This is a genomic window from Flagellimonas sp. L-11, from assembly GCF_056857735.1.
Map to the genome: position 1 here is coordinate 26719 of NZ_JBSXNR010000042.1, position 25906 is coordinate 52624.

Genomic DNA, 25906 nt, shown 5'->3' on the forward strand with positions numbered 1-25906 from the left:
AAAATTGCTTGATCTTACACATGCTATTATATTTTTTCAAATCAAAGCTAGCATGGCATATAACTTCAGCTATCCTTTCAATAAGGAACCTGAACATTTCATAGCTGTACATATTTTTCCTGACGGTAACCTTGAAGTGATATATAATGGCCCCGGCAAACCAATAAGTGATTTTCTTAAAGATAGAAAGCGTAAGTCCTACAGGAATATATGGTATGGAATCTCAGGGAACCACCTCAGGAATCTAGATAAATTAGTAAGTCCTTGTGAAAGGCTAAAGGAAATCAATTAATTAGTAATCATCCGTTATTTAAATAAGAGAGCCCACGCGTTGTATATGCCACAAGCATTTAGTGAGTGTCATTGACCTCACCTTACGGGTGTACAAGCACCCTCGACCATTCTATTCAATCAATAATTAATTCAAGACCTGCTTTCTTTGCCTTGTATTCTATTTTGGTAATCAAATCGCAATAGCTCCAATTTCTTAATACAAATCCCTCTTCTTTAGCAATCTCAGATTTTTCCTCCTGATTCAAAAGTATGAGGGTTCCTGCCCTATGTTTAACACAAAAATCAATCAACCTCCGACTATAGACATGCAAACGGTTATGGACATAGTTACGTTCCGTTTGACCAAGCCTGTCAACTGCCTTTAGTTTTCTTTTGATGCCTTTACCCGATTTGGAATAGGTTGCACCGATCTTTGCCCGTCTGTGTGCCGATTGTATCGCCAGTCTTCTGTATAAAAACTCTTCCTTTGTGCCAATGGTAATCCTTGTCTTACCAATCTTTACAACAATAGGATATTCAAGGGACAGAGAAGCCTCTGCAATAACCTCGGGTCTTAATTCATTCCTTTCCTTTTCAATTTCAAATACTGCCAACAAGAAAATCTTGCCATCCTTTAGCTTGATGTGTGATGTGCACAGCTTAGTCTTGCTCTCCACTACCCGCTCCAACAATGTCCGTTTATCAGTGAAATCCTTTCCCAAGTAGGTTTTAAAGGGAATCCTGAACAAACGGAAACAAAATGCTTTTTTCTCTTCATTATAGTGTAATCCACTTATACCCTCCAAATCAAAAGGGAAGGCCATATCCCTCCTGAAGTTTTTCAAAGAACGTTCACCGTTCCAATACTCCGGTCTGTTCTTTTTAAATGATGAAATCAAGGCCTGGTTCAAATTGGACAATATGTTTGTGGGGATTTCTCCTTTAAAACGATCAGATACGACCCGATAGGTTGTGTTGATCCTAGAACGGTTAAGTATTCCTTGTTTATCTTTCTTTTCATCTGCCAATTTATATTTTACTCCCTCTGATAGATAAAAGAATTCCCTTATCATTTCCTGAACATAAAGATGGGTTACTATTAGGTTGGCTGCCCTAAAGCATCTGTTCTGCCATTGGTACAGTTTATCCAAGGCCTCTTTTTTCTCCTCTTTTGTAGGAAGGTCAATAAGAAGTTGGATCTTTCGGGTTAGTTTTAGTGTTGTCTTTTCCATACTAGGCTGATTGCAATTGATGTTTTGCTTCCATTAGCCTATAGGCTATCATGAATTCCTGATGCACCTCCTTTTGGGAGATGTTAAGTTCATCCGCTATTTCGGAAAAGGAATATCTTAGTTCACAACGCATTTTAAGCACCTTTGTCTGCTCTTCTGTCATCTCACCAGTAAACTTTATCTCATCTGTATTGTTATCACCGAAATCGAGCTTATTTCCTTGATTAAGGATGGTTTTAATATCTTCAATAGCTTCCTTGATCTCTCTACAGGTTTCATTGATGCCTTTTCCTATTGCTTTGGAAATAGCTTTATACCGAAAGCCATATTTTAAACAGAGATTGATTACGTGTCTTTTGCTGTCATCCAATAACGGCAGGACGCTTATGATACTTTCGAACTTCTCTTGTTCCCCTTCCTGTAGTTTAAAATTGGTATTGTCTTCAGCAGGGTCATACCCGACCATATAGTCTTGGTAATTCTCAAAACTCTCCAACGAATGGACTTTCCTGAAAAACTTGTTCCTAGGGCGAGTATAATATGAAATACACTCCCTTTTCATGACAAACCGCAAGAAAAAATATATGTGCCTGGGTGATTCCAAGCTGTCCCTATTAACCCACAACTTCAAGAATACATCCTGTACCAAAGTTTCCACAACAAAACCATCATCGAGAAAGCTCTTTCCCAGCCAGTAAATCGGTCGATTGTATTTTGTATAGATTTCTGCAAAAGTCGAAGGGCAACCTTTCTTCAATAATTCAAGATGTTTGTTGTCGATATTTGAAATCACGAGCATAAAATTTTAATAAACACTTACCAAATGTAATCATTTATTTATTAATCGTAATTATTAACTTATTATAAGTATATTTTACAGTACTATAAATGAATTACTTGTCATTTTAGGGTTAACAAATACGCCCATGACAAAAAAAGATGATCATAAAGACCCTGCACTGGTTTCCATAGGTTCAATGTTCGAGACGGGAAAAATTCGAAAGATGTACACACTTGCAGAATTATATCCAACCCGAATTGCGAAATCCCTTGGCATAAATTATGGCAGGTATATGGTCAAGCTGAACCATCCCGATAAGTTCACTATGGGAGAAATAGTAAGGCTTGCTGAATTGTTAGATATAGAGCCTGACATGATAACCAAGGTCATATATGCGGAATTGAAGTAAAAATTGAACCTAGCTCGGGAGTACCATTTTTTTCCTGACTATTTCTTTAGAGGTTATTTTTCAAAAGCTCAATAAAATGACTCACAATCAACATTAACCAACCTATGACCAAAAGAGATTTTTTCAGGATTATTATAAGACTGTTTGCCCTTTATCTTTTATTACTGACGGTATTCAATTTTATTCCTACCAACGTGAGCTATTTAACTTATGAATTAGCAATTTGGCCAATTCTGATAATTTTCGGTTCGGCTGCATTCATGATACTTTTGTTCATCTTTTTACTTCAAAAATCAGATACCGTTATCGATGTACTTAAACTGGACAAAGGTTTTGACGATGAGAGAATAGAGTTTGGAAATTTGGGAAGTCTTGAAATTGTCAAAATAGCTTTGATCTTTATTGCAGGGTTTATGGTACTTGACCATTTACCAGAGTTCCTTCATTATTGCTACCTCGGTTTCAAAAAGGAAATTAGCTCCTCTGGTTTAAGTCCGTTTGAGGCTCCAGGACTTTCAGAGTATTATGACTATTTCAGATGGTTTGTTTCAGGGGTCAATTTGTTGGTGGGATATCTTCTACTTTCAAATTTAGGGAGGGTTGCAAGATATTTATTGAAACTCAGCACAAAACAAAGTTAAAGTTCAAATAAAATATGGCAGCTAGACCAAATTAAAAATTATGAAACTTGGGCATACCCACCCAAATGAGGTGTAAATGTTCAATAATGTTATACAAATGAACAAATTAGGTATATTCAAGAAATAATGAAGTACGGGATTTATACAATAGAAAGTCAATTCCTTTACTCTGAATATTATTCAGAAAACCCTAGCTTCTTCTTGAAAAGAAATGCAATTTTATTTGATAACTTAGTTATTGCTGATGGTAGTGAAAAATATGGTTTTGATGAACTTCATTTTTTAAATGGTGCATCCAAGGAAGAAGTAAAGAACAAGAGTGACCTTAAAAAAATATTACTTTCAATAAAAGATTTTGTAAGTGAGGATAATAACAAATTAACTTTTCCTAAGCACGAAGATTCAATGTGGGGGGGAGAAAACTCAACTGCCTACATTAATTTTGTTTGTGATTATTATTTGAAAAAAGTTGGAAAAAGTTCTATATCTGAATTAACTAGATATGAATATAAAGAGTTACAAGGATACATTGGTGGAATTTCCTATGATTTCCAACTTTTATCTTATGCTGTAGAAATTTCTAAAGATTTTTCAGCATTGTTTTCTGAAATTCATGAACAAGCATTTAGATGTACCTATCAACATCACAAGAGGCTTGACAAAGGCGATATCATTAGGGAAATAGAAAAAATTAATCTTATAGATTTTGGAGGTTTGACTTGGGACGAAATTATCATTTTGAGAAAATCAGAATTTCTTAAAGACTTCAGAACAAAAATATTTGATTGGACGACAGCTTTTCTAAAATCTAAGGATGCAGACAAATTTCAGTCTGATTTAAACAAATTCATAAATGAAGCGAAATTTGACTTCATCGATAGAAAAAAACCAAATCTAAAAATGACTTCAATTTTAGGAATCTTAGGGAATGTTCCTTTATCAATTCCAGTCAATCCAGTAAGTATAGCAAGTAGCATAAAAAGCATTCATAACGAAATTAAAATAAGAAAAGATTTTAATTGGTTATTTTTTATACAGAAAGCACATAAAATGACTATACCTAACAATGACATTTAATTAAATCCACCCAAAATTCACTCATTGGAACAGCGTGTGCAGTCTGAACGGGAATTGGTGCTGTAGAAACTGTACTGGTTGGAAAAGTATTGTTCAAAGATCCAGTTAGTTTTTGGAGAATATTTTTTATATCGACCTTTATCTGTTATTGGCAGAGTACTTTGATTATTACAACGATGAAAGAAGACACCAGTCCATCGACTATGAAAGACCCATTGATCTATTTAAAAGAGCAGCTTGATAATTATATTAGTTTTGTAGAAATCCTGTCCTAAAGATCGAGATATCTACAATTCTCTAAATACAGAGGGCCTAATATGGAACTAGATTCAGCAGAAATCACTACAATAATTACAATCTAAATAAAGGGCAAACGGAACGCAGTGAAGTGCTGCAAGCGTCCCAAATACCTTTAGATTAGATTTCCATTTAAGAACCGTCATTGTTGATTCCTAATAGTTGGTCATCGCACTAAATCTTTGTCCTTTATTTTATGGATAACTTTGGTAGTAATCAAAAAGAGAATGGGGTGAACTCGGCCCAAATCAGGGTTTATGGCCCATGGTAAGTATTAGTCCCCATTCTCTCTTAACACGGTTACAAGGACCATATAGAATTTTAGGAACCTCCTGTTAAAGGTTTTAGTCAACGTAACCATTTTAAAACATCATAAAGTTATGGAAATCAAAGAGACCATCGGCATCGATGTCAGCAAATTGACATTGGATGCCCACATCCACTCCAACAGGCAAAGTACTGTCTTTGAGAACTCGGAAAAAGGGTTCGCCAAACTTGTCAAATGGGCTTATGCCAACAGCCCACATTCCAAAGATCATATACTGTTCATCTTTGAGCACACGGGACTGTACTCGGAGAGGCTCTCGGAGCACCTTTCCAAGGAGGGGATTCCCTATTCCATAGTGTCCGGTCTTGAGATCAAGAGATCGCTCGGGATAGTCCGTGGAAAGGACGACAGGGTAGATGCCGCAAGGATTGCACTGTACGGTTACAGGCTCAGGGACGAGGTCACATTGTTCAAGTCCCCCTCAAGGACCATCAGGACATTGAAAAAACTGCTCTCCCTAAGGGAAAGGCTCATAAGACAACGGGCGGGCTACAAGGCCAGTATCAAGGAACAAAAAAAGGTACTTGGCCAAAAGGACTTCAAACTGTTGTTCAAGGTCCAGGAAAAGATGATAAGAGAGCTGACCGTGCATATAGATGCCCTGGATCTCGAAATGGAGGCCAACATCAAATCTGACAGGGAACTTGACCGCATCTTCTCCCTCTTGATGAGCATCAAATGCATCGGGAAACAGGCGGCAATGCTCCTGTTGGTGTACACCGAGGGGTTCACCAAGTTCAAGAGTGCAAGACAGTTCGCGGCCTATTGTGGGATAGCACCTTACCCGCACCAATCGGGCAGCAGCATCAGGGGAAAGTCCAGAGTGAGCCAGATGGCCAACAAGAACATCAAGAGCCTTTTGAATATGTGTGCGCTGTCGTCGATAAGGCACGATGCGGAAATAAAGGGATATTATGACAAGAGAATCGCGTCCGGGAAGAACAAGATGAGCACTGTGAACATCGTCCGCAACAAGCTCGTCTCACGGGCATTCGCCGTCGTTCATCGGGGGACACCGTACGTCAACGTGTACAAGCACGCCTCATAACCATTATTTTTTCCTTCAATATCGCCCCCCGCAAATGGACGGGGTGTATTGATAGGGAAAAATAATGCCCAAAAATTATCCAATTTAATTTGGAAAGTCCATAGAATACTTACGGACCAGCGCCATGCTATGGAAAACCATTTTGACGGAATGAGTGCTGTTCCTTTTTCTTACGAAGATTTTGAAAAGACACGGGTTGAACTTATAAAGACAGTAAACGAGAGCCTAACCGAAGAAGACAAAACATTTTTAATGAGTGTAATAGGTCTTGAACCCAATTGGGAAATCTATGATTTTGAAGAATTTCCTGCCGTTAAATGGAAATTGGAGAACCTGAAAAAGTTAAAAGAGGCCAATCCTACCAAATACAATGAATTGATTGAAGCCCTGAAGAAGGTTTTGTATTAGGATAGAAATCTGTTTTTCTTTTTATGTATAACAAGAAGGGGTTCCAGTTGATAAAATTTACAAAGATGGATGTAGCCATCTGATTCACTAAGTATGTGAACAAGTACAGCCATGTAATTGATACAATAGTGTTCTTAAAGTTCAATTATGGCATCGAAGGAAAATTGAAGGTGTTCACCCATCCGTACATAGCCCAATTGGTTGGTCACAAGCGTGGTGTCTCCCATTTGGAAAGGGGCTATATTGGAATGGTGGTGCCCATAGATCCAATAATTTGGGCAACATCTTTTCATCAGGTCGTCCAGTTCCACGGCAAAAGCCTCGTTCAAGGGATCACCTTGGTATTTTTTGGGATACTGGTAAAAAGTGGGGACATGGTGGGTGACCACCACCTTTTTTTTGGAACTCTTATTCAGGTTTTGCTCCAAAAAGAAGAGGCTTTCTTGATGTAGGGCATTATAATCGGAAGGGGACAGCAATTCCCCATTGTTATGGATGGCCCTGAAATCAGAAAGCATTCCGGTGATATGTCCTTGGTTTTTATCGGAGAGTTGGGTCCAAAGCGTGGTAAAAATCAATTCCACCTCCTGGACTTCGATGGTTTGATTGTTCACCAAAAAGATGTTATCCCTTATCCTTTCTTTAAAGGAGCCCGTCCTATGTCTAATATCCGACCGATAATATTCATGGTTTCCTGGAATCCAATATACTTGTTGGAACTTGCGGGATAGGTCATCGAAAAACCAATCAAATTTACCCAATGTGGAAAACAACACAATGTCCCCTGCCATGACCAGGGTATCCGTTTGAGGTTGGATGGGATTGTCCTGAATAAAGTATTTGTTCTCAGGAAATTCCAAATGAAGGTCCGATATGTATTGGATGGTCGCCATATTACTTTTTGTTCGGCAAAGTTCGGAAAATAATATTCCCCAAAGGGCTTAGAACTTTATCAAAGCAGGGAATCAAGTCGGAGAATCACTATCCCATAGCCTCTCTGTCCAAAAGTATTAAACTTTGGCAAAAACAGAACTTTTTGCCAAAGTTAAACCTGCAGCTTACCCTTCACCAATTGGTTTATCATGAAAATGAAGTGTACATCTCATTGGTAAAAGTGGCCGAGGAGACCAATCAGACCGAGTATATTTTTAGAAAATTGAACGAGCAATATGTCATCGAACTGCAGCAAAAGTCCAAAATGTTGTCCACTATAATGGAACCTGTGATCATTGTGTTGATCGGTTTTTTTGTAGGGGTCATATTGGTATCCATATATTTGCCGATGTTCAGGTTGAGTAGTGTTCTTGGAGGTTAATAAATTCCTATTGATTCTTTTTATAATTTTATATTATGAAATGAGCGCAAATCTTATTTCAAAAGCTCTTTTTTGGTGTTGTTGTGCAATCAGGTGTGCAAAATTTGATAAATGCATATAAATAATTGAATAACAGTGTTTTGTGGGGTTATTGCTAAGTCTGCCACCCCGACAACCATGGTTTTATTGGCAACAATGAAAACCATAATAAATTGAAAGCCAGAAAATTAATATTTTATGGCTTTTTTTGTTTTGGTCTGAAATCAAGGGTGAGGATGTCCTATTTTTGTCGGGGTAAATTCATTAACTTGTACTTCCCGATATGATTTTCGTGTGATTTGACTTTCGCTCAACGGATTGTTCCACTTAAAGCGAAAACACATGAACAGCTCTAATTCAATCATTATCAGTTTTTTGGCTAAAAAAATCAGCCAAAAAAAAGGATGGACGGATTCCCATTTACGCCCGTATCAGATTTGAGGGAAGATATTCCGACCTCAGTGTCCACAAATCGACTTTTGAAGATCTGAAGGGGTTAGTCCTCAGGATGGATAATATTAAAAGGGTTCGGGAAACCGGACTCTTTTTTTATTCCCATAAATTATAAAGGGTCAAAATGTGCTTGTTTGCAATTGCACCAAAGGCGAATTGAAAGGTTTACATAAAAATATTTTGGAACGCATCCTCTATTTCAAGTACTTCATTATGGGTCAATTCCTCAAATTCCTTGTCCCTTTTTTTCTTTGACAATTTGCCGTTGTTCTGGTCAAGGAATTTGATTAACAAATCCACTTTTGTATCAGGCAAGGTTACGCGGGCATTGATAAATTGGGTCAGTCGGTCATATTTTTCAAGGTAGTCCAATTCTTCTGGTATGATCCTTTCAATGGTTTCTTCCACACACTCGTATAGGAATTCCGCTTGCCTGGTCAAATCAAAATATTGGTACAGATCTATGGTCTCATTAAGGATCTTAACATTGTGGTCCGGTGCTTCCTCCCATTGGACCAAATCAACCCTTGGGGAAGAAAAATGCTCCAAAACATCCTGATATGCATCTATCCTTTCCAAAATGGCGGAGGATATGGGAAAAATCATCCCCCTTTTGGTGTAGCCCATCCGCGTGAGCAAATGGTGTATGATATACCGGTGGATCCTTCCATTGCCATCGGATAAGGGGTGGATAAATACAAAACCGAAAGCTATCGTGGCCGCAGCCAAAACAGGGTTATATTGCCCCTGTTGTAAAAGGGCATTGGTCTCCAGCAATCCTTGCATCAGTAAAGGTAAGTCTTTGGCACTGGCCGATATATGGTCGGGCATGGGAGCCAGTGTGTCCCTATCGTGTTCCCCGATAAAGCCTTCCCCTTTGCGTATGCCCATATACTTTAGTTTTTTGCTTCCAATCACAATGTGCTGTAGCCTTTCAATCTCTTCAACAGTAAGGGGCACTTTTCCGGATTGGCCTATGGCCTTCCCCCAGTTCCTTGCCCGCATGTTCGGAGGGTACTCCCCTTCAATGGCGAAGGATGCTTTGGAATCCTTGAGCAATAAAAAAGCAGCGGTTCTCCGTATCAGGTCCTTGTCCCTTTTTCCCAAACCCTTTTCAACGGCATCCGACAGATTTTTTTTAATATACTGTTCCAGTTTCTCTGTCTTTCGTATCATGGGACAGAAACCGGGAACCCCGGGCAAATTGTTTTTGACCCTGTGCCGGGTGGAATTTTCAGATGGACCGGTAAATTGTAGAGAAGAATCAACAACTTCCACATAATTACCTGTTTTTAGACCAGGTACTTCAAGCGTCTTCCCCGTCAACCATTCATATAAAAACCAGGCCCTTCTGGTGTATTGTCCAGTGGGCTCCTCTTCCAACATTTTTAATATGATCACTTCCCCGGTAAGTTCGAAGAATTTTTTCAGGATGTAGAGATCCAAAGGTTCATATTTTAGCGCAAAGGCCAAATGACTTTTGAGGTCATCCTTAGGTTTGTACCTAATGGTAAATACCTGCCATTGGTTTGTATTGTAGCGTTGGTGTTTTTCCGTTGCAATGGATAAAGTATCAGGCAAGGGGACCATTATACCGAGCTTGCTTTTTATTTCTGAAATCAACAGGGAATAACCGGCCAAGAAACCTTCTTCCGGTAGGGTTCGACCATGAAAAACGGTTACTTTTCGTGAAAAATGATTACTCATAATTGATTTTTATGAAATTCAATTACAAACATAATATGAAAAACGATTACTTTCCATGAATAATGATTGTTTTTATACTTGTCTCGTGAATTATGGTTACATTCTTTAGCCATCATGTCTTTTATGCCAAGTGCATCTTTTTGTAACAAATTAGGCAACGATGTTATTGGCTGCAAAACAAGGATATTCCAAAAGGGTTGCAAGGTGTGTTAATGCCAAAATTTAGGTGGGCGGATATGCTGATGTCCAAATTCCCTAAAATTAACTTCTATAGAATTAGTGATGAAACAGGCATTGTAAACATCCATATCGCCAACTATTGGTTGAAAAAAAATGGTGTCAAACAATACAATTTCCTGACAAAACCACAGAAAGATAGCTTAATAAGGTTTTTGAAAAACTATAAAAGCGGGTTGGATTTTAGAATCTATGTGGATGAAATGGATAGTCCACCAGAGCCACAGAATGATTTTTCTAAGGATAATGCTTCGGTTTATTATTGCAATAGATATAAGCTTACGAGAATAGAACATCCTACTCTATCAAATAAAATTTTTGTTTCCTCCCAAAATGTCAGAGGGAGATAGGTTAGCAGATTGGTTTCACGAAATATTCGAAGAATTAAGAAAGTGCAAAGAACTAAAGGCACCCCAAACTTTAAAACTATTGTAAATCCTTAAAGGAATCATAAAATATAACTTGAAAACTTGTTACAGCGCTATTTTCAATAAAATATTTGTGTGTAATGATAACGTAACCTAGTTTTGTTCCCCAAATGAAAAAGGCTTTTGCAAAATATTTGTTTCCTCTGTGCATTGTTTTGCTGGGAGGATTCATCAACTTGCAAGCAAATTTGCAAGAAACACCGGTTACGGATAATGCTTGCTATCTTCAAAATGTAGAAGGCCAACATTCCTCTGCTGTATTCAATGCATTACAATTAGGTCTTGAAAAAAGACATTGTGTAGAAATCGACATTGAAGAACAAGAAGAGCGCGAGGAAGAAGCAACATCACATAATTTTTCCTCAGCGTATGGCAGTTTTTTAACTGCCCATTTTTTTGCCGCCTCTTGGGGGCAATTGTTTTTGGAATCTAACACAAATCGTGGGTTTTCTATACCCAAGTCCGCTTCATCAATAAAGAAGCACGTTAGGTTTCAGGTATTCCGAATTTAGAATTTTCCTTTTGCGTTCGAAGCAGCCGCTTGTCGCGAAAACCCCTACAACCCTTTGGGTAATAATCATTAACCAAGGGTAGGTCCCTTTATGTGGATTCGGACTTCCCTTGACCATTTCTAAATCAATTTTTAAACCAATAAAACTATGAGGAGATTTTCGATCTTCATCGGCTTGTTTGTAGTAATCTGCTGCACAAGCTGCGATTCCAAAAAACATGAGAACAAGGAAGAAACCAAATATCTCGTGTCCAGCCCCATTCAAAAAGATACTTCAATTACCAAGGACTATGTGTGTCAAATCCATTCCATTAGGCATATTGAGCTAAGGGCCTTGGAAAAAGGATACCTACAGCACATTTATGTGGATGAAGGACAACATGTAAAAAAGGGGCAGCAAATGTTCCATATTATGCCCAATGTCTACCAAGCTGACCTGCAAAAGGCCAATGCAGAGGCAGAAGTGGCCGAAATAGAATACAAGAACACCAAACTATTGGCAGATGGCAATGTAGTTTCCGCCAACGAACTTGCCATGGCCAAAGCAGAGTTTGATAGAGCCAAAGCAGAAGTTAGTTTGGCCGAGACCCATTTAGGCTTTACCGATATCCGTGCACCGTTCGATGGAATAATGGACCACTTGGAAGCGAGGGAAGGTAGTCTTTTGGACGAAGGTGAACTTTTAACGACTCTATCCGATAACTCCAAGATGTGGGTGTACTTTAATGTGCCAGAAGCTGAATACCTAGATTACATAACCAGTTCCAAAAAGAACGAAAAACAGGTCGTTGAACTGTTAATGGCCAACAACAAAAAGTTCAACCAGTCGGGGGTCGTGGAGACCATCGGAGGAGAATTCAACCACGAAACGGGTAACATTGCCTTTAGGGCAACCTTTTCCAATCCCGATGGTATTTTGAGACATGGCGAGACAGGAAGCATTTTGATGAAAGTGCCCCTGGACAACGCCATGCTTATCCCTCAAAAAGCAACTTTTGAGGTATTGGACAAAAAATTTGTGTTTGTACTCGATAAGAATGATACCGTACAACAGCGGGAAATAGTTGTGGGTGCTGAATTACCACACCTATTTGTGGTGGAAAAAGGACTTTCGTTGAACGACAAAGTGCTTTTGGAAGGTATCCGGATGGTAAAAAGTGGGGAGAAAATCCACTACGATTTTGAAAAACCCGAATCCGTACTCTCCCACCTTGATTTGTACACTGAGTAACAATCCCATAATCCTTAAGTTATTATGTTTAAAAAATTCATTCACAGACCTGTGTTGGCTATTGTGGTCTCGGTCATAATTGTATTTACAGGACTGTTGGCCATAAAACAACTGCCCATATCGCAGTTCCCGCAAATCGCGCCTACCACTGTTAATATATTCATTGCCTACCCAGGTTCAAGTGCGGATGTGTTGGTGAACTCGACTCTGATTCCTTTGGAAACCTCCATCAACGGGGTACAGGGCATGCGATACATCGCTTCTGATGCCACAAGTGCAGGGGAAGGAACCTTACGTGTAATCTTTGACCCTGGGACCGACCCCAACCAAGCCGTGGTTAGGGTAAAAACACGGGTGGATCAAGTAATGCCCTTGTTGCCCGAGCTGGTGCAGCGGGAAGGAGTTGTGATTACCCCCGTGCAACCCAGTATGTTGATGTACGTAAACCTGTACAGTGACGCCAAGAACAACGATGAAAAATTCCTGTACAACTACGCATACACTAAAATGATACCTGAAATCCAGCGTATCAACGGTATTGCAAGTGCCAAGATCTTGGGTAGCCGTAAGTTTGCCATGCGTGTATGGCTCAAGCCAGACCGAATGCGCGCCTATAACGTTTCCGCAGAAGAGATCTTGGAGTCCATGGAAGAGCAAAGTATTCTTGCCAGACCTGGACGTTTAGGGCGAAGCTCAGGAAAAAAGGCGCAATCCCTGGAATATGTACTGGTCTATCAGAACCGATACAACGAACCCCAACAATACAAGGATATCATTATCAAAGCCAATGATGATGGGGAAATCCTTACACTTGGCGATGTTGCCGAGGTTGAATTGGGTAGTGAGTTCTTCGATATTTATTCCAATCTAGATGGAGACCCATCGGCATCCATTGTATTAAAACAGACTTTTGGCAGTAACGGTAGCGATGTAATCAAATCTGTTAAAGAAAAACTGAATGAACTTGAGGCCGATATGCCTCCCGGAATTGATTATAAAATCAGTTATGACGTATCCAACTTCTTGGATGCATCCATAGATCAAGTACTGCATACACTTCGTGACGCTTTTATTTTGGTTGCTATCGTGGTATTCCTCTTTTTAGGGGATTGGCGTTCTACTTTAATCCCCATCATTGCAGTTCCCGTATCGTTGATCGGGACATTCTTCGTCATGCAGCTCTTTGGACTGTCCATCAATCTGATAACGCTTTTTGCCCTGGTATTGGCCATTGGTATTGTGGTGGATAACGCCATTGTGGTTGTGGAGGCCGTTCACGTGAAGATGGAAGAGGAGAACCTTACACCCTACAAAGCATCCTACGAAGTATTGGGAGAAATCGGCGGGGCCATTATTGCCATTACCTTGGTAATGACCTCAGTGTTTATCCCTATTTCGTTTATGACTGGACCCGTTGGGGTATTCTACCGACAGTTCTCGATTACCATGGCGGGATCTATTGTGATATCCGCCATTGTAGCTCTTACATTGACACCGGTTCTCTGTGCCATGATGCTGAAAAACACCCATGGTAAACCGAGACGAAAATCGCCTGTAAACCGATTCATTGATTGGTTCAATGGTAAGTTTGAAAAGCTTACGGGACGATATGTTGGGGTATTGAACAAGATTGTAAATCGTAGAGTTGTCACTTTTGGAGTGTTACTGGCTTTCTGCGCGGGTATTTTCTTTACAAACCAAGTATTGCCTGCCGGATTTATCCCCAATGAAGACCAAGGGATGATATACGCCATTATCCAGACACCTCCAGGAGCTACTTTGGAACGGACCAACGAGGTGGCCAGAAAACTTCAGGCCATTTGCGAGGAGACCGAAGGAGTTGAATCCGTTTCATCATTAGCGGGATATGAAATCATGACCGAAGGTCGTGGATCCAATGCAGGTACCTGTCTCATCAACCTAAAACCATGGTCAGAACGGGAACATTCCGTGCACGACATTATGGAAGAACTGGAAGAAGAGACCAAGGATCTTGGTGCGGTTATCGAATATTTTGAGCCCCCGGCGGTTCCAGGTTTTGGTTCATCAGGTGGTTTTGCGATGCGTTTGTTGGATAAGACCAATAGCACGGATTACCATGAGTTCGAAAGAATCAATAATGAGTTTATGGATGCCTTGCGCGAGCGTAAGGAGTTGGCTGGTTTGTTTACGTTCTATGCTGCCAATTATCCGCAGTACGAGTTGAAAATCAACAATAAGGCCGCCATGCAAAAAGGGGTTTCCATAGGAAAAGCCATGGAGAACCTGAACATTTTGATTGGTAGTACCTATGAGCAGGGTTTCATCCGGTTCGGACGATTCTTCAAAGTGTACACCCAAGCCGCTCCCGAATATCGTGGTATGCCATCTGATTTGGAAAAGCTCTTTGTTAAGAATGAAGAGGGGGAAATGGTACCCTATTCCTCATTTATGACCATGGAGAAACGTTTGGGACCAAACGAGGTAACGCGCTATAACCTGTATAATTCGGCAGCCATCCGTGGATTGCCCGCCAAAGGGTATACCAGCGGCGATGCCATTGATGCTATCCGCGAAGTTGCAGCGCAAAATTTACCAAGAGGATACGATATAGCGTGGGAAGGTCTTTCCTATGACGAAGCCCAACGAGGAAATGAGTCCATTTATATATTCATTGTGGTGCTCATATTCGTGTATTTGGTATTGGCGGCCCAGTACGAGAGTTTCTTACTGCCATTGGCGGTTATTCTATCACTTCCGGTGGGGGTGTTTGGTTCATTCTTTCTGCTCAAGCTCATGGGATTGTCCAATGATGTGTATGCCCAGATAGGTATGATCATGTTGGTGGGGCTATTAGGTAAGAACGCCGTATTGATTGTTGAGTTCGCCGTCCAGAAACACCGACAGGGCTCAACCATTCTCGAAGCGGCCATCGAAGCTTCCAAACAACGTTTTAGGCCAATTTTGATGACCTCTTTTGCCTTTATCGCTGGTTTGATACCATTGGTGGTGGCTACTGGTGCAGGAGCCATAGGAAACCGTACCATTGGTGGTTCGGCCTTAGGAGGGATGCTTATCGGAACCATTTTCGGTGTCTTTCTGATTCCTGGTCTGTACTTCCTATTTGCTAAAATGGCAGATGGCAAGAGTCTGATCAAGGATGAGCATGATGAGCCGATTTCGGAGGAATTCTTTAAGAATGATAACAGCGAGAGCAGATTGCGCACTCGTTTGAAGGAAGGGAATAAACTTTTGAAAAAAATGACCACAAGAAATGGAAAGAAAAAGAAAAATGGTGACCAAGATGAAGCATAGAAAATCACTTTTAGTCGGAATGATAGCGATGGTGGTCCTTTATTCTTGTGTGCCCACCCGTGAGATTAGGGACGAGAACGTAGCGGTCCCAGACAACTATCAAAACCAATCAGCCGATACGGTAAATACGGGATTGGTGGAATGGAAGGAATTCTTTAAAGACCCTAATCTCATTGCCTTGATTGATTCGGCTTTGGTAAAAAACCAAGAGCTGAACATCATGTTGCAGCAAGTGGATATGGCCAAAAATAGGATTCAGGCCAAGAAAGGGGAGTATTTGCCCTTTGTCAACCTTCAGGCAGGTGCAGAGGTTGAAAAAGTGGGAGAGTACACCCGAAACGGAGCTGTGGAAAAGAACCTCGAAGTAAAGGAAGGCGAAGAGTTCCATGAGCCCCTGCCCAACTATATGGTCGGGGCCTTCGCCACTTGGGAGCTTGATGTTTGGAAAAAGCTTCGCAATGAGAAGAAAGCAGCGGTTTTTGAATACTTGTCCAGTGTGGAGGGTAAAAACTTCATGGTGACCAATTTGGTAGCGGAGATAGCTGATTCGTATTATGAGTTGATGGCCTTGGACAATCAAATGGCCATTATTGACCAGAATCTGGAGATTCAGCAGAATGCACTGCGCATGGTAAAACTGCAAAAGCAGGCTGCCCGTGCCACGGAATTGGCCGTGAAGCGGTTTCAGGCTGAAGTCATGAAAAACCAAAGCCATAAATACGAAATCCAACAGGAAATCGTGGAGATGGAGAACCGATTGAACTTTTTGATTGGTAGAACGCCTCAACATATTCAACGGGCATCCGATAATTTTATCGATACACCGATTGATACGATTTACGCAGGAATACCTTCGCAATTGTTACAGAACCGTCCCGATGTGCGCAGCGCTGAATTTGAATTGCAAGCGGCCAAGTTGGATTCGAAAGCGGCCAAAGCCAATTTTTATCCACAGTTTACGATAAAAGCAGGTCTGGGACTGGAAGCGTTCGATACCAAATACCTGACGACCACGCCAGAATCTGTTTTGTATTCAGCTATTGGTGATATGGTGGCTCCATTGATTAACAGGAATGCCATTAAGGCACAATATAAGAATGCTACGGACCGACAGTTGCAAGCGGTTTATGAATATGAAAAGGCCATTTTGAATGCTTACATCGAAGTGGCCAACCAGTTGTTCAACATCAATAACTTAAAAAAGAGCTATGAATTAAAGGATGGTCAAGTACAGGCATTGACGGAATCCATAGACCTATCTACTCGCTTGTTCCAATCCGCAAGGGTGGAATATATCGAAGTGCTTTTGGCACAACGAGAGGCCTTGGAATCCTGCATGGAGCTTGTTGAGACCAAAAAAGATCAGTTGTTGGCCCAGGTAAATATGTACCGCGCCTTAGGCGGTGGCTGGAATTAAAACCTCCAATTCATTAATATTGGCAACCTACTTAACTATCGGTTCTCAATAAAGCGAAGGCCATTCTAAAATTTAAAAGAATGGCTTTCCGTTCTTTTTGGTCTAAAAGTTTTCATAGAATTCTTTAATATACCATTAAGGTAAAATACGTCCTGATACACTAAAAAACAACGGATCATTTTTTGCTGTTGCAAAACTGTTTTTCAGTTTTGTGCCGACCCTTTTTTCGCCATTAATAGATATAACAAGCCACACAGTAACCATGCGGGCAATGTCATAAATGAAAGGAATATATCAAATGTGACCGAGACAAAATAGCACATCCCAAAACTGATGGCCCATGACCAAAACACCGCTCGGTTGAATGTCACGTTCTTTTTTTCCGCATAATCCAATATGATATTGGCCTTTTTACCATAAAAATGCTCAAATACGATAATAGCTCCCATAGGTGCCAAAATGAAACCGTACAGTGCTACAAAATCCAATAGCTTCATGGCAAAGGCAGGGAATAATCCCGCCAAGGTGGCGACACTGCCTGCAATAATGGTTACCCAAAATGTTGAGGTTTTTGGAATAATGGCCTGAAACGCCAATCCTGCACGGTAGATGGTGGGGTTGGCCGTTGTCCAACCAGCCAAAACCACGGCAATGGCACCGAATATTCCCAATGCGTTGTAAGCTAGTGGACCTGGAGCAACATTGGGGGCACTTCCACCGGACAAAGCTGCTTGTGCCTCAGGTGATTTTAGGTACACCGCATAAAGCAAGGCAGCCGCAATCCAAGCCATATAGTGGCCCACGTACATTCCCGCGGCCGTGGTCCATCCAGCACTGGCCTTTTTGGCGAATCGGAACACGGAGAGATCGGACATCCCTACGTGCATAGCGGCATTGGCGAACCAAGACCAGATCATCACATGCCAAAACGTATACTTGATCTGTCCAGGAAAAGGTTCGCCGCCTTCTCCCCAAATGTTCCAAAAATCGGAGAAACTGTTTACATCAAGGTCGCGAAGTGCAACAATTCCACTCGCTAAAAATGCCAGAACAATTATCGGTGACATATAGTTGGCTGCTTTGGAAACGGTCTCATAACCCTTTGCTGCAATCAAGGAGATAACAGCTCCGATAGCCAATACGATGATCACCCAAGTAATTCCATTGGGCATGGTATCGGTCAATTTGGGCATTTCCATATTAAAGGGAATACCGACTGCTGTAGCCGATACGGTAATCATGGCCCCGGCCAGGAAACAAAACAAAATACCATTGGCGAGATTATAGCCTATGACCAATTTTTTGCCCACTATTTTTTCCAATTGATAATACAGCGTAAGCCTGTACTTGACGGCAATTTCAGCCGTAAGAAAACGCCAGCTCAACACTGCCAAAAGGTTTCCCAAAAGAAGCCCGATGATCAAATCAAAGGCACTGACTCCCGTGGTCAAAAAAAGTGGGCCAATAACAAATTCCGTACCTGCCGCATGTTCTCCGGCGTACATGCCCAAAAAACTTTTCCAACTTTTTAATTTGGATTGGGGCACGGGTTCTCTTTCGAATTCGCCACCTGCTATTTCCTCAATTTCTTCGTCAATATTGTATTGGCTCATGTAGTTAGGTTTGTATCGTTAAATTTTAGTGTGCCGGTTTGTTAGATCAAGTGCTTGTGCAAGTCTTGGATGTTCTCGCAGCACAATTGGTCCATGATTTGTTGTAACTGTACTTTAAGGATGGTCATGGTATGATCTCCTCCCTTATTGCCCATGGCAGCGGTACCGTACATAAAGGAGCGCCCCATAAAGGTAAATTCGGCTCCCCGTGCGAGGGAACGTGCCATATCTGGACCAGAGCGCATACCACTGTCCATCATAATGGTGATTTGATCTTTGTATTTTTCAGCAATACGGGTCAATGGAGCAATGGTGGATTCCCCCGCATCCAATTGTCTACCTCCGTGATTGGAAACAATGATGCCATCGAATCCCAGTCTAATGGCCTGTTCGGTGTCTTCTTCGGATGCCACACCTTTTAGGACTAACTTTCCTTTCCATTTATCACGGATCGGTTTGATGCGTTCCTCGTTCAAACGCCCCGAAAAGGTTTTGTCCATGAACTTGCCCAGTTGCTTTAGGTTGAGACCTTCCGGGGTGTATGGTTTTAGGGTTTCAAAAGTTGGAATACCGTGTTTTAGGGTTTGAAATGCCCAATTTGGTTTGCCCAAAATTTGCAGGATGTTCGCCATTGTCATTTTTGGGGGCAAGGCCAAGCCGTTTTTAAAATCCCTTGGTCGGTATCCAAAAGTGGGCACATCGCACAGCAGTACCAAAACAGGGCAGCCTGCAGCGGCCGCCCTATCCAAAATATCATTTCTTACAGTATCTTCCACTGGATTATAAAGTTGAAACCAGGCTTTACCTTCGGTAAGTTCGCTTGCTCGTTCTATGTTCATGGTGGTCACCGTGCTCAAAATAAAGGGCACATTGTGCTTGTTGGCCGCTTTGGCCAGAATTTCGGGGGAGTTGGGCCACATCAGCCCTTGAAGACCTACAGGTGCGACACCAAATGGCGCATCGTATTCTTCTCCAAACAATGTTGTTTTTATACTGGAACCCTTAAAATCCTTGATGTAAGTTGGTTTTAGGGTGATGTCCCTTATTTCGGAAGTGTTCCTTTGAATATTGATGTCTTCGTTGCAACCGCCATCCAAATATTCAAAGGCAAATCGCGGGATTCTTTTTTTTGCTTTCTCCCTCAGATCATCAACGGAAGGATAACGGGTATCAAAACTTTGGTCCATATCAATTGGTAAATAAGGGTCTGTGCTTTTTTAAGGCGTAGTTATTTTTGAGGAACTTTTGGTCCAATTCCACGTTGGAAATGACAATGGCCGCTCCGAGTGCTGAACCTAAAGATGCATCGGTGGTCTTCACCTTCATGTTATCAAAACCATGGGCCAGCAATTCCACAAAAATTTCATTATTGGCAAAGCCACCATCAATGTACAATTGGTTGATTTCATCATTACCAATAGCTCTTTTTATACGGTCCACTTGCAATTCCACCAATTCCATCATCAATTGGTGGTAGGCTTCTTCATAAGAGTCGAAATTCATGGGGGTGAGGGTATTTGGCAATTTCACATCAATACTTGTCCATTTAAACGTGTGGGTGAAATTGCACTTTAGTTTTTGATACAACTCAGGATTAAAACCTACGGACTCGTGGTGGTCTTCGGACACATTGAAAAGTTTGGCCAGTTCCTTAATTTTTTCGTCGTACTCATTCCCCAGGAACAAACGAGCGGCTTTCACAGATTCCCCATTGATGCGCATATAGTTGATGCAATTGGAACTTGTGTCTTTATCTGTCAAAAGCTCTTTGGAAAAAGGGTTCAGCGCTATACTCCATGTTCCTGTAGAAAGCAACAGGAATTTTTTGTCAATACTTCGGATGTAGGGTAAAAGCGCCGAAGAACTATCGTGAATACCAACTCCGACTTTTATTTGATGTCCCAGAAGATTGGTGTTGATGCTGGTTCCCGTATCCACAATGGAAGGCAATACCTTATGTATTTCCTCTTGGTAGACCCAGTTGTGGTAATCCTGTTTTTCGTAGTTCCAGAGGGCGGTATGGCAACCAATGCTGGTGTATTCACTAACGGGGATTCCCGTAAACAAATAGCTTAGATATTGCGGTAGGTGCAGCGAATACTTGATGTTCGAGAAAACTTCCGGTTTTTCCTTTTTAAGCCAGTAGAGTTGTATTCCAGAGTTAAGCATCCCCTCTCTGGTTGTTCCGGTTTCCCTGCAGAATTCAATCTCGGGCCCGTATTCTCCGTAGAATTTAGCAATGACTTCTTCCGAAATGGGCTTGGTGTAATTGTACAATGGAGTAATCACGTTGCCCATGTCGTCCAAGTGAACCAAGCTAGCTCCGTAAGATGAAAAATTGACCGCTTTTACTTTGTAATCTTTGGATTTTAGAATATCATGAAAGCTGTTCTTTATCCAGTTTTGAAGTTCGGTGAGGTTTTCTGTAGGATGACCATCCTCATCTTTGATGGGTTGTAAATAGGTATAATCGCGATGCACCTCCTTGAAATCCAAATCAAAAAGGAAGAACTTTTTATTGGTCTTTCCAATATCGAAAACCGCAATTACCTCTGTTGCCATAGTATTTGTATTATAGTCCCGTAGCCATTGAATGTTTACCCCTTTGCTCCACTAATTTTTTGCGGATATTTAAATGTCGGTACGTGTCCAAGGGGTGCAAAGCTCCTCCCTTGGAAATCCTGGCACGTTCCAATAATGGTCTTACATCGGTCAGGTAAGCATCCTGTAAAATTTCTTGGCACAAGGTCACATCGTGCTTATTTTGCGCTTCACGAAGGGCCTTTTGATCTATTAAAAGTGCTTTCGTATACGAAGATCGGATGGCTTCCAGCGATTGCATCAAATCCTCCAAGGGATCTTTTAGATTATGACTGGCATCGATCATCCAGGCTGGGTAAGGGTTTTGCGGATTGTTCTCCATGCCGTGGACCAGTTCGTTGAAAATCAAAAACAATGTATATGGTTTGATGCTTCCTACAGTAAGGTCATCATCCCCATATTTACTGTCGTTAAAATGAAAACCACCCAATTTACCTTTCATCATAAGAGTGGCAACAATCTGTTCTATGTTGGTGTTGGGCAAATGGTGCCCCAAATCCACTAAGGTATAGGCTTTTGGTCCACATTCGTTGGCCAACATAAAGGAGGTGCCCCAATCCTGGATCACCGTGCTATAAAAATTGGGTTCATAAGGTTTGTATTCAATAAAAAGCTTCCAATCTTCGGGTAGGGTCTTGTAGATTATCTGTAAGCTATCCTGTGTATTTTTAAGTACAGTCTGGAAATTGTTCTGTCCAGGAAAACTGGAACCATCCGCCAACCATACCGTTAGGCTTTTGGAACCTAGTTTCTCTCCCAAGCGGATGACATCAATATTGTGCTGAACAGCTTGTTGCCGTGCCTTTTCATCGGTACTGCAAAGCGAACCGAATTTATAGGAATGTTCTTGATCGTGCTGATTTTGAAAGGTGTTGGAGTTCATAGCATCGAATTTGAGTCCAAGGGACTTGGCCAACGCCTTGATTTTTTGGACATCTTCTGGAACGTCCCATGGAATATGAAGTGAAATGGCCCCTGCGGATTGTGTCAAGGAATGGATCAATCCGACATCCTCTATTTTTTGCTCCAATGTACCTGGTTCTCCATGGTAGGAGAACCTCCCGAATCGTGTTCCCCCTGCGCCCAAGGCCCAACTGGGTATGGCGACTTGGAAGTCACATATCTTTTTTAGTAGACCTTCAACATCGTACCCTTTGTTTGTTAAGCTATTGGCCAAAAAATCAAAGCTTTGATTATGCTTGTCAAAATTGCTTTGGTTTTCGGAGTTTATTTGTTCTTTATCTAAAATCATAGGGTGTAATAATCTTTAAAAACCGCAGGCCAAAACTTGACCTGCGGAAACTTGAATAGTAAATAACTAAACTAAAAACCTATCTTGTAAATGCATTGGCCATGCCACCATCCACGTTGATAATGTTTCCAGTACTCTTATCCAGCAGACCGACAAAGGCGAACACGCCGTTGGCAATATCTTCCGGATATATAATTTTGTTGAGCAGATTTCTTTTGGCATAATGAGCGGGAAGGTCTTCCACTTTTATGCCATGCGCTTTCGCACGACCTTCGGCCCAATCCCCTTCCCAAATCTTGCTTCCTACGATTACACCATCTGGATTAACGGTGTTTACGCGGATTCCCTTGCTCCCAAGCTCTGCAGCCAATAGACGTACCATGTGCTGTTGTGCGGCTTTTGCAGTTCCATATCCGACATTGTTCGGTCCCGAGACCAATCCATTTTTACTGGCGATGCTAATGATGTCGCCACCAAGGTCTTGTTTGTCCATAATGGCAACTCCTTGCTTAAAGAGCTCGAACTGCCCTTTGACCAATACATTTTGGAGCAGGTCCCAGTCTTTGGTCGTGGTTTCTTCCAAAGGTTTTGAAATGGCCAGCCCGGCACTGTGTATTACCAAATCCACACCGCCAAATTCCAAGCAGGCATTCATATAAGCTTTGCTTATGGAATCGGTACTTGTGACGTCACAAATTGCGTAACTGGCAACATCCCTTGGATAGGTTTCCAACGCTTCTTTAAGTCGTTCCTCTGCTATATCGGTCAATACTACATTTGCTCCGTGTTCAGCAAGCTTGTCAGCAATCGCCTTTCCTATCCCTCCGCCTGCACCGGTGACCAGTGCCACTTTTCTGGATAAGGGTTTTTCTTTGGGCATACGCTGTAGTTTGGCCTCTTCGAGCAACCAGTATTCAATATTAAATGCTTCTTGCCTTGGCAAGGAGGTATAAGCTGAAATGGCCTCTGCTCCACGCATTACATTAATGGCATTGATGTAAAATTCGCTTGCCACACGGGTGGTTTGTTTGTTTTTGGAGAAACTGAACATTCCAACACCGGGATAAATGATAATGACCGGGTTGGGATCACGCATTGCCGGGCTGTTGTCGTGTTTGCAATTTTCGTAATAGGCTGCGTATTCCTGTCTATATTGTTCAAATGCGGGTTCCAGTTTTTTCAAAACTTCATCAGCATTGGATACATCTTCTTTTGGATCCAATGTCAATACCAAGGGTTGGATCTTGGTGCGCAAGAAGTGGTCTGGACACGAAGTTCCCATGGGGGCCAATTTCTCCAGATCGTTGCTGTTGATGTATTCCATTACCACATCGGCATCTGTAAAATGGCCGATCATGCGATTTTCGGAAGAACACAATCCGCGAAGGAGAGGCATCAACCGGGCCGCTTTTTCTTTTCTGTCATCTGCCGGCAATGATTCCACCTTTTGTCCGCCAAAAACTTCGCCCTGCTCTTTTATTTTTTTCTCAATAAATTCTGATGCCATTTCAATGACTTCCAGACTATTGATGTAACATTCATAAGAAGTGTCGCCCCAGGTAAACAATCCATGGCTTCCCAATACGATACCACGTATCCCAGGGTTTTCACTAAGGCACTTTTCCAATTGAAGCCCAAGGTCAAATCCCGGCCTTTGCCATGGCACCCAACCCATGGTGTTTCCCCAAATTTCTTTGGTAACTTTTTCACTGTCCTTTGCTGCCGCAACAGCAATTAAGGCATCTGGGTGAAGGTGGTCAATATGTTTAAAGGGCAGTAAACCGTGCAATGGAGTATCAATGGAAGGAGCACGACTATCTAAATCGTAAATACAGTGGTTGAAGAGGCCGACCATTCTGTCCTCATCATGCAATCCTTTGTAGACTTTTTTCAGGTTTCTTAGACGCTCCGTGTAAAGACCTGCAATCCCTGAACGGGTAAGGGTTCCAATATCACCTCCAGAACCCTTGATCCACATAACTTCAACATCTTCGTTAGTCAACGGGTCTTTTTCTATGGTTTTACAACTGGTATTGCCCCCTCCGTAGTTCGTGATCCTTAAATCGGAGCCTAAAATATTGGATCGGTACAGGAAAAGGGCCACTTGGTCATCACCAAGCTCCAACGCCTTTTTTTCGTCCCATAAATAATCCACGTGTTTAAAAGTCTTAATCCCCATCAGGTTATTTTTTTTATTATTGTTGTCGGTAAATGTACTTACCCAATTTTTAATAAGTGTTCTGTACTGTTAAGCAAACCGGTCCTAAAAGTTAGTAAAATGTTGGAATTGATCGATATAAAAGAGGAATCTAAAGTGCCTAAGTATAAGCAAATTGTGGATTCCATTTTGGCCGCCATAGAAAATGGTAAAATAAAACTGGACGATCGGTTGCCCTCAGTAAACGAGTTGTTGATCGAGTTCGATATTTCCAGGGATACCGTGGTCAGGGCTTATGATCACTTGAAAAAAAATAAAATTATTGAATCGGTGCCGGGCAAGGGGTACTACGTGAAGAAGGATGAACTGGCATTAAAGGCCAAAGTTTTTCTGTTATTCAATAAATTGAGTTCGCATAAAAAAATTATTTACGATGCATTTGCCCGCACTTTGGGCGATAGTGCCACCATAGATTTCTTTATCTATGAAAACAATTACCGACATTTTAAGGAGCTGATATTGGATTCAAAAAAACGTTCCTACACCTACACCCATTATGTAATTATCCCTCATTTTGAAGAGGGGGGAGATGATGTGCTGGACTTTGTAAAGAAGGAAATTCCATTGGAAAAACTGATTGTGCTGGACAAACGGTTGGATGGGCTATCCAATGAGGTGTCTTCCATTTACCAGGATTTTGAAACGGATATATACAAAGCATTGATAAAGTTGAACCCAAAACTTAGAAAATATCATCAGATCAAGTTGTTGCTCCGAAAGAAGACCTATCACCCTATTGAGATCAAAAAAGGCTTTATCAAGTTTTGCGGACAGTTCGCCTATGAGTTTGGTATCATCGAAGAGATAGAATCGAGCGAAATAGAAAAGGATACGGCTTACATTAACCTAAAAGAAGATGATTTGGTTGTTTTGATCAAAAAAATCAAACAAACCCAATATGTTCTCGGAAAGGATGTAGGTATTATATCCTATAATGAAACTCCATTGAAAGAGGTGCTTTTGGACGGCATTACGGTAATATCCACTGATTTTGAAAATTTAGGAAAAAAAGCCGCGGAAATCATTTTGAAGAACCAGCCCAGTTATATGGACAATCCTTTCCATGTGATACAGAGAAGTTCTTTGTAGTCTATAA

21 protein-coding genes and 1 pseudogene are annotated in these 25906 nt (G+C 41.3%); 13 read left to right on the forward strand and 9 right to left on the reverse strand.

Annotation, left to right across the window (positions count from 1 at the left end; all coding sequences use genetic code 11):
* The first annotated feature begins 4 nt into the window (after nucleotides 1-4).
* Complete coding sequence (locus tag AC13CC_RS06485) at nucleotides 5-292, forward strand: DUF6998 domain-containing protein (RefSeq protein ID WP_417959392.1); 288 nt, start codon at nucleotides 5-7, stop codon at nucleotides 290-292.
* Between the two features lie 115 nt (nucleotides 293-407).
* Here the strand turns inward: AC13CC_RS06485 and AC13CC_RS06490 are convergent, their stop codons facing one another.
* Nucleotides 408-1505: a nuclease/transposase family protein gene (locus AC13CC_RS06490; protein WP_482877403.1), complete on the reverse strand. Its 1098-nt coding sequence runs from the start codon at nucleotides 1503-1505 to the stop codon at nucleotides 408-410.
* 1 nt (nucleotide 1506) lies between these two features.
* Nucleotides 1507-2298: a sigma-70 family RNA polymerase sigma factor gene (locus AC13CC_RS06495; protein WP_482877405.1), complete on the reverse strand. Its 792-nt coding sequence runs from the start codon at nucleotides 2296-2298 to the stop codon at nucleotides 1507-1509.
* 133 nt (nucleotides 2299-2431) lie between these two features.
* Between AC13CC_RS06495 and AC13CC_RS06500 the strand changes: the two genes are divergently transcribed.
* From AC13CC_RS06500 to AC13CC_RS06525, 6 genes and pseudogenes are all read left to right on the forward strand, one after another.
* A complete protein-coding gene (locus AC13CC_RS06500; protein WP_330096637.1) occupies nucleotides 2432-2695 on the forward strand; it encodes a hypothetical protein in 264 nt (87 codons plus the stop codon).
* A gap of 104 nt (nucleotides 2696-2799) precedes the next feature.
* On the forward strand, nucleotides 2800-3336 hold the full coding sequence (locus AC13CC_RS06505) for a hypothetical protein (RefSeq protein WP_330096638.1): 537 nt from the start codon (nucleotides 2800-2802) through the stop codon (nucleotides 3334-3336).
* A 126-nt stretch (nucleotides 3337-3462) separates the two neighbouring features.
* Complete coding sequence (locus tag AC13CC_RS06510; RefSeq protein ID WP_482877407.1) at nucleotides 3463-4413, forward strand: hypothetical protein; 951 nt, start codon at nucleotides 3463-3465, stop codon at nucleotides 4411-4413.
* Nucleotides 4410-4556 (forward strand): annotated as a pseudogene (locus AC13CC_RS06515) (SMR family transporter); the annotation flags it as partial. The gene AC13CC_RS06510 and the pseudogene AC13CC_RS06515, both read left to right, overlap by 4 nt.
* Before the next feature lie 534 nt (nucleotides 4557-5090).
* On the forward strand, nucleotides 5091-6086 hold the full coding sequence (locus tag AC13CC_RS06520) for an IS110 family RNA-guided transposase (protein WP_482877409.1): 996 nt from the start codon (nucleotides 5091-5093) through the stop codon (nucleotides 6084-6086).
* 129 nt (nucleotides 6087-6215) lie between these two features.
* Entirely contained in the window at nucleotides 6216-6494 is a 279-nt protein-coding gene (locus AC13CC_RS06525; protein WP_482877411.1) for a hypothetical protein, read from the forward strand.
* 134 nt (nucleotides 6495-6628) lie between these two features.
* On the opposite strand, the gene AC13CC_RS06530 is transcribed toward AC13CC_RS06525, so the two are convergent.
* On the reverse strand, nucleotides 6629-7387 hold the full coding sequence (locus AC13CC_RS06530) for a metallophosphoesterase (protein WP_482877413.1): 759 nt from the start codon (nucleotides 7385-7387) through the stop codon (nucleotides 6629-6631).
* 143 nt (nucleotides 7388-7530) lie between these two features.
* On the opposite strand from AC13CC_RS06530, the gene AC13CC_RS06535 reads away from it, so the two are divergent.
* Nucleotides 7531-7809, forward strand: coding sequence for a type II secretion system F family protein (locus AC13CC_RS06535; RefSeq protein ID WP_326278714.1), 279 nt, complete (start codon nucleotides 7531-7533; stop codon nucleotides 7807-7809).
* A 657-nt stretch (nucleotides 7810-8466) separates the two neighbouring features.
* Here AC13CC_RS06535 and AC13CC_RS06540 read toward each other — a convergent pair.
* Nucleotides 8467-10008: a Fic family protein gene (locus tag AC13CC_RS06540; RefSeq protein WP_482877415.1), complete on the reverse strand. Its 1542-nt coding sequence runs from the start codon at nucleotides 10006-10008 to the stop codon at nucleotides 8467-8469.
* Nucleotides 10009-10783: 775 nt separating this feature from the next.
* Between AC13CC_RS06540 and AC13CC_RS06545 the strand changes: the two genes are divergently transcribed.
* From AC13CC_RS06545 to AC13CC_RS06560, 4 genes are all read left to right on the forward strand, one after another.
* The gene (locus tag AC13CC_RS06545) at nucleotides 10784-11185 is read left to right on the forward strand and encodes a hypothetical protein (protein ID WP_326278716.1); all 402 of its coding nucleotides are present in this window, start codon (nucleotides 10784-10786) and stop codon (nucleotides 11183-11185) included.
* Nucleotides 11186-11332: 147 nt separating this feature from the next.
* Nucleotides 11333-12415 carry an efflux RND transporter periplasmic adaptor subunit gene (locus AC13CC_RS06550; RefSeq protein WP_482877417.1) on the forward strand — a complete coding sequence of 361 codons (1083 nt, stop codon included), beginning with the start codon at nucleotides 11333-11335 and terminating at the stop codon, nucleotides 12413-12415.
* A 24-nt stretch (nucleotides 12416-12439) separates the two neighbouring features.
* Nucleotides 12440-15709, forward strand: coding sequence for an efflux RND transporter permease subunit (locus AC13CC_RS06555; protein ID WP_482877419.1), 3270 nt, complete (start codon nucleotides 12440-12442; stop codon nucleotides 15707-15709).
* On the forward strand, nucleotides 15669-17126 hold the full coding sequence (locus AC13CC_RS06560; RefSeq protein WP_482877421.1) for a TolC family protein: 1458 nt from the start codon (nucleotides 15669-15671) through the stop codon (nucleotides 17124-17126). The genes AC13CC_RS06555 and AC13CC_RS06560 overlap by 41 nt, the downstream gene beginning before the upstream one ends.
* Before the next feature lie 203 nt (nucleotides 17127-17329).
* Here the strand turns inward: AC13CC_RS06560 and AC13CC_RS06565 are convergent, their stop codons facing one another.
* The 5 genes from AC13CC_RS06565 to AC13CC_RS06585 form a co-directional block, all read right to left on the reverse strand.
* On the reverse strand, nucleotides 17330-18739 hold the full coding sequence (locus tag AC13CC_RS06565) for a purine-cytosine permease family protein (protein WP_482877423.1): 1410 nt from the start codon (nucleotides 18737-18739) through the stop codon (nucleotides 17330-17332).
* A gap of 41 nt (nucleotides 18740-18780) precedes the next feature.
* Complete coding sequence (locus AC13CC_RS06570) at nucleotides 18781-19926, reverse strand: alpha-hydroxy acid oxidase (RefSeq protein ID WP_482877425.1); 1146 nt, start codon at nucleotides 19924-19926, stop codon at nucleotides 18781-18783.
* A gap of 1 nt (nucleotide 19927) precedes the next feature.
* On the reverse strand, nucleotides 19928-21301 hold the full coding sequence (locus AC13CC_RS06575) for an FGGY-family carbohydrate kinase (protein WP_326278722.1): 1374 nt from the start codon (nucleotides 21299-21301) through the stop codon (nucleotides 19928-19930).
* Nucleotides 21302-21311: 10 nt separating this feature from the next.
* A complete protein-coding gene (locus tag AC13CC_RS06580; protein ID WP_326278723.1) occupies nucleotides 21312-22592 on the reverse strand; it encodes a sugar isomerase in 1281 nt (426 codons plus the stop codon).
* Between the two features lie 79 nt (nucleotides 22593-22671).
* Nucleotides 22672-24771 carry a bifunctional aldolase/short-chain dehydrogenase gene (locus AC13CC_RS06585; RefSeq protein WP_482877428.1) on the reverse strand — a complete coding sequence of 700 codons (2100 nt, stop codon included), beginning with the start codon at nucleotides 24769-24771 and terminating at the stop codon, nucleotides 22672-22674.
* A gap of 99 nt (nucleotides 24772-24870) precedes the next feature.
* On the opposite strand from AC13CC_RS06585, the gene AC13CC_RS06590 reads away from it, so the two are divergent.
* The gene (locus tag AC13CC_RS06590) at nucleotides 24871-25899 is read left to right on the forward strand and encodes a GntR family transcriptional regulator (RefSeq protein ID WP_326278725.1); all 1029 of its coding nucleotides are present in this window, start codon (nucleotides 24871-24873) and stop codon (nucleotides 25897-25899) included.
* Nucleotides 25900-25906: the final 7 nt, after the last annotated feature.

What these genes read in the sequence shown, in the direction of transcription:
- AC13CC_RS06490 (WP_482877403.1), bottom strand. Translation starts at nt 1,505, where the DNA reads ATGGAAAAGACAACACTAAAACTAACCCGAAAGATCCAACTTCTTATT.
- AC13CC_RS06500 (WP_330096637.1), top strand. Translation starts at nt 2,432, where the DNA reads ATGACAAAAAAAGATGATCATAAAGACCCTGCACTGGTTTCCATAGGT.
- AC13CC_RS06505 (WP_330096638.1), top strand. Translation starts at nt 2,800, where the DNA reads ATGACCAAAAGAGATTTTTTCAGGATTATTATAAGACTGTTTGCCCTT.
- AC13CC_RS06510 (WP_482877407.1), top strand. Translation starts at nt 3,463, where the DNA reads ATGAAGTACGGGATTTATACAATAGAAAGTCAATTCCTTTACTCTGAA.
- AC13CC_RS06520 (WP_482877409.1), top strand. Translation starts at nt 5,091, where the DNA reads ATGGAAATCAAAGAGACCATCGGCATCGATGTCAGCAAATTGACATTG.
- AC13CC_RS06525 (WP_482877411.1), top strand. Translation starts at nt 6,216, where the DNA reads ATGGAAAACCATTTTGACGGAATGAGTGCTGTTCCTTTTTCTTACGAA.
- AC13CC_RS06530 (WP_482877413.1), bottom strand. Translation starts at nt 7,387, where the DNA reads ATGGCGACCATCCAATACATATCGGACCTTCATTTGGAATTTCCTGAG.
- AC13CC_RS06540 (WP_482877415.1), bottom strand. Translation starts at nt 10,008, where the DNA reads ATGAGTAATCATTTTTCACGAAAAGTAACCGTTTTTCATGGTCGAACC.
- AC13CC_RS06545 (WP_326278716.1), top strand. Translation starts at nt 10,784, where the DNA reads ATGAAAAAGGCTTTTGCAAAATATTTGTTTCCTCTGTGCATTGTTTTG.
- AC13CC_RS06550 (WP_482877417.1), top strand. Translation starts at nt 11,333, where the DNA reads ATGAGGAGATTTTCGATCTTCATCGGCTTGTTTGTAGTAATCTGCTGC.
- AC13CC_RS06555 (WP_482877419.1), top strand. Translation starts at nt 12,440, where the DNA reads ATGTTTAAAAAATTCATTCACAGACCTGTGTTGGCTATTGTGGTCTCG.
- AC13CC_RS06560 (WP_482877421.1), top strand. Translation starts at nt 15,669, where the DNA reads ATGGAAAGAAAAAGAAAAATGGTGACCAAGATGAAGCATAGAAAATCA.
- AC13CC_RS06565 (WP_482877423.1), bottom strand. Translation starts at nt 18,739, where the DNA reads ATGAGCCAATACAATATTGACGAAGAAATTGAGGAAATAGCAGGTGGC.
- AC13CC_RS06570 (WP_482877425.1), bottom strand. Translation starts at nt 19,926, where the DNA reads ATGGACCAAAGTTTTGATACCCGTTATCCTTCCGTTGATGATCTGAGG.
- AC13CC_RS06575 (WP_326278722.1), bottom strand. Translation starts at nt 21,301, where the DNA reads ATGGCAACAGAGGTAATTGCGGTTTTCGATATTGGAAAGACCAATAAA.
- AC13CC_RS06580 (WP_326278723.1), bottom strand. Translation starts at nt 22,592, where the DNA reads ATGATTTTAGATAAAGAACAAATAAACTCCGAAAACCAAAGCAATTTT.
- AC13CC_RS06585 (WP_482877428.1), bottom strand. Translation starts at nt 24,771, where the DNA reads ATGGGGATTAAGACTTTTAAACACGTGGATTATTTATGGGACGAAAAA.
- AC13CC_RS06590 (WP_326278725.1), top strand. Translation starts at nt 24,871, where the DNA reads ATGTTGGAATTGATCGATATAAAAGAGGAATCTAAAGTGCCTAAGTAT.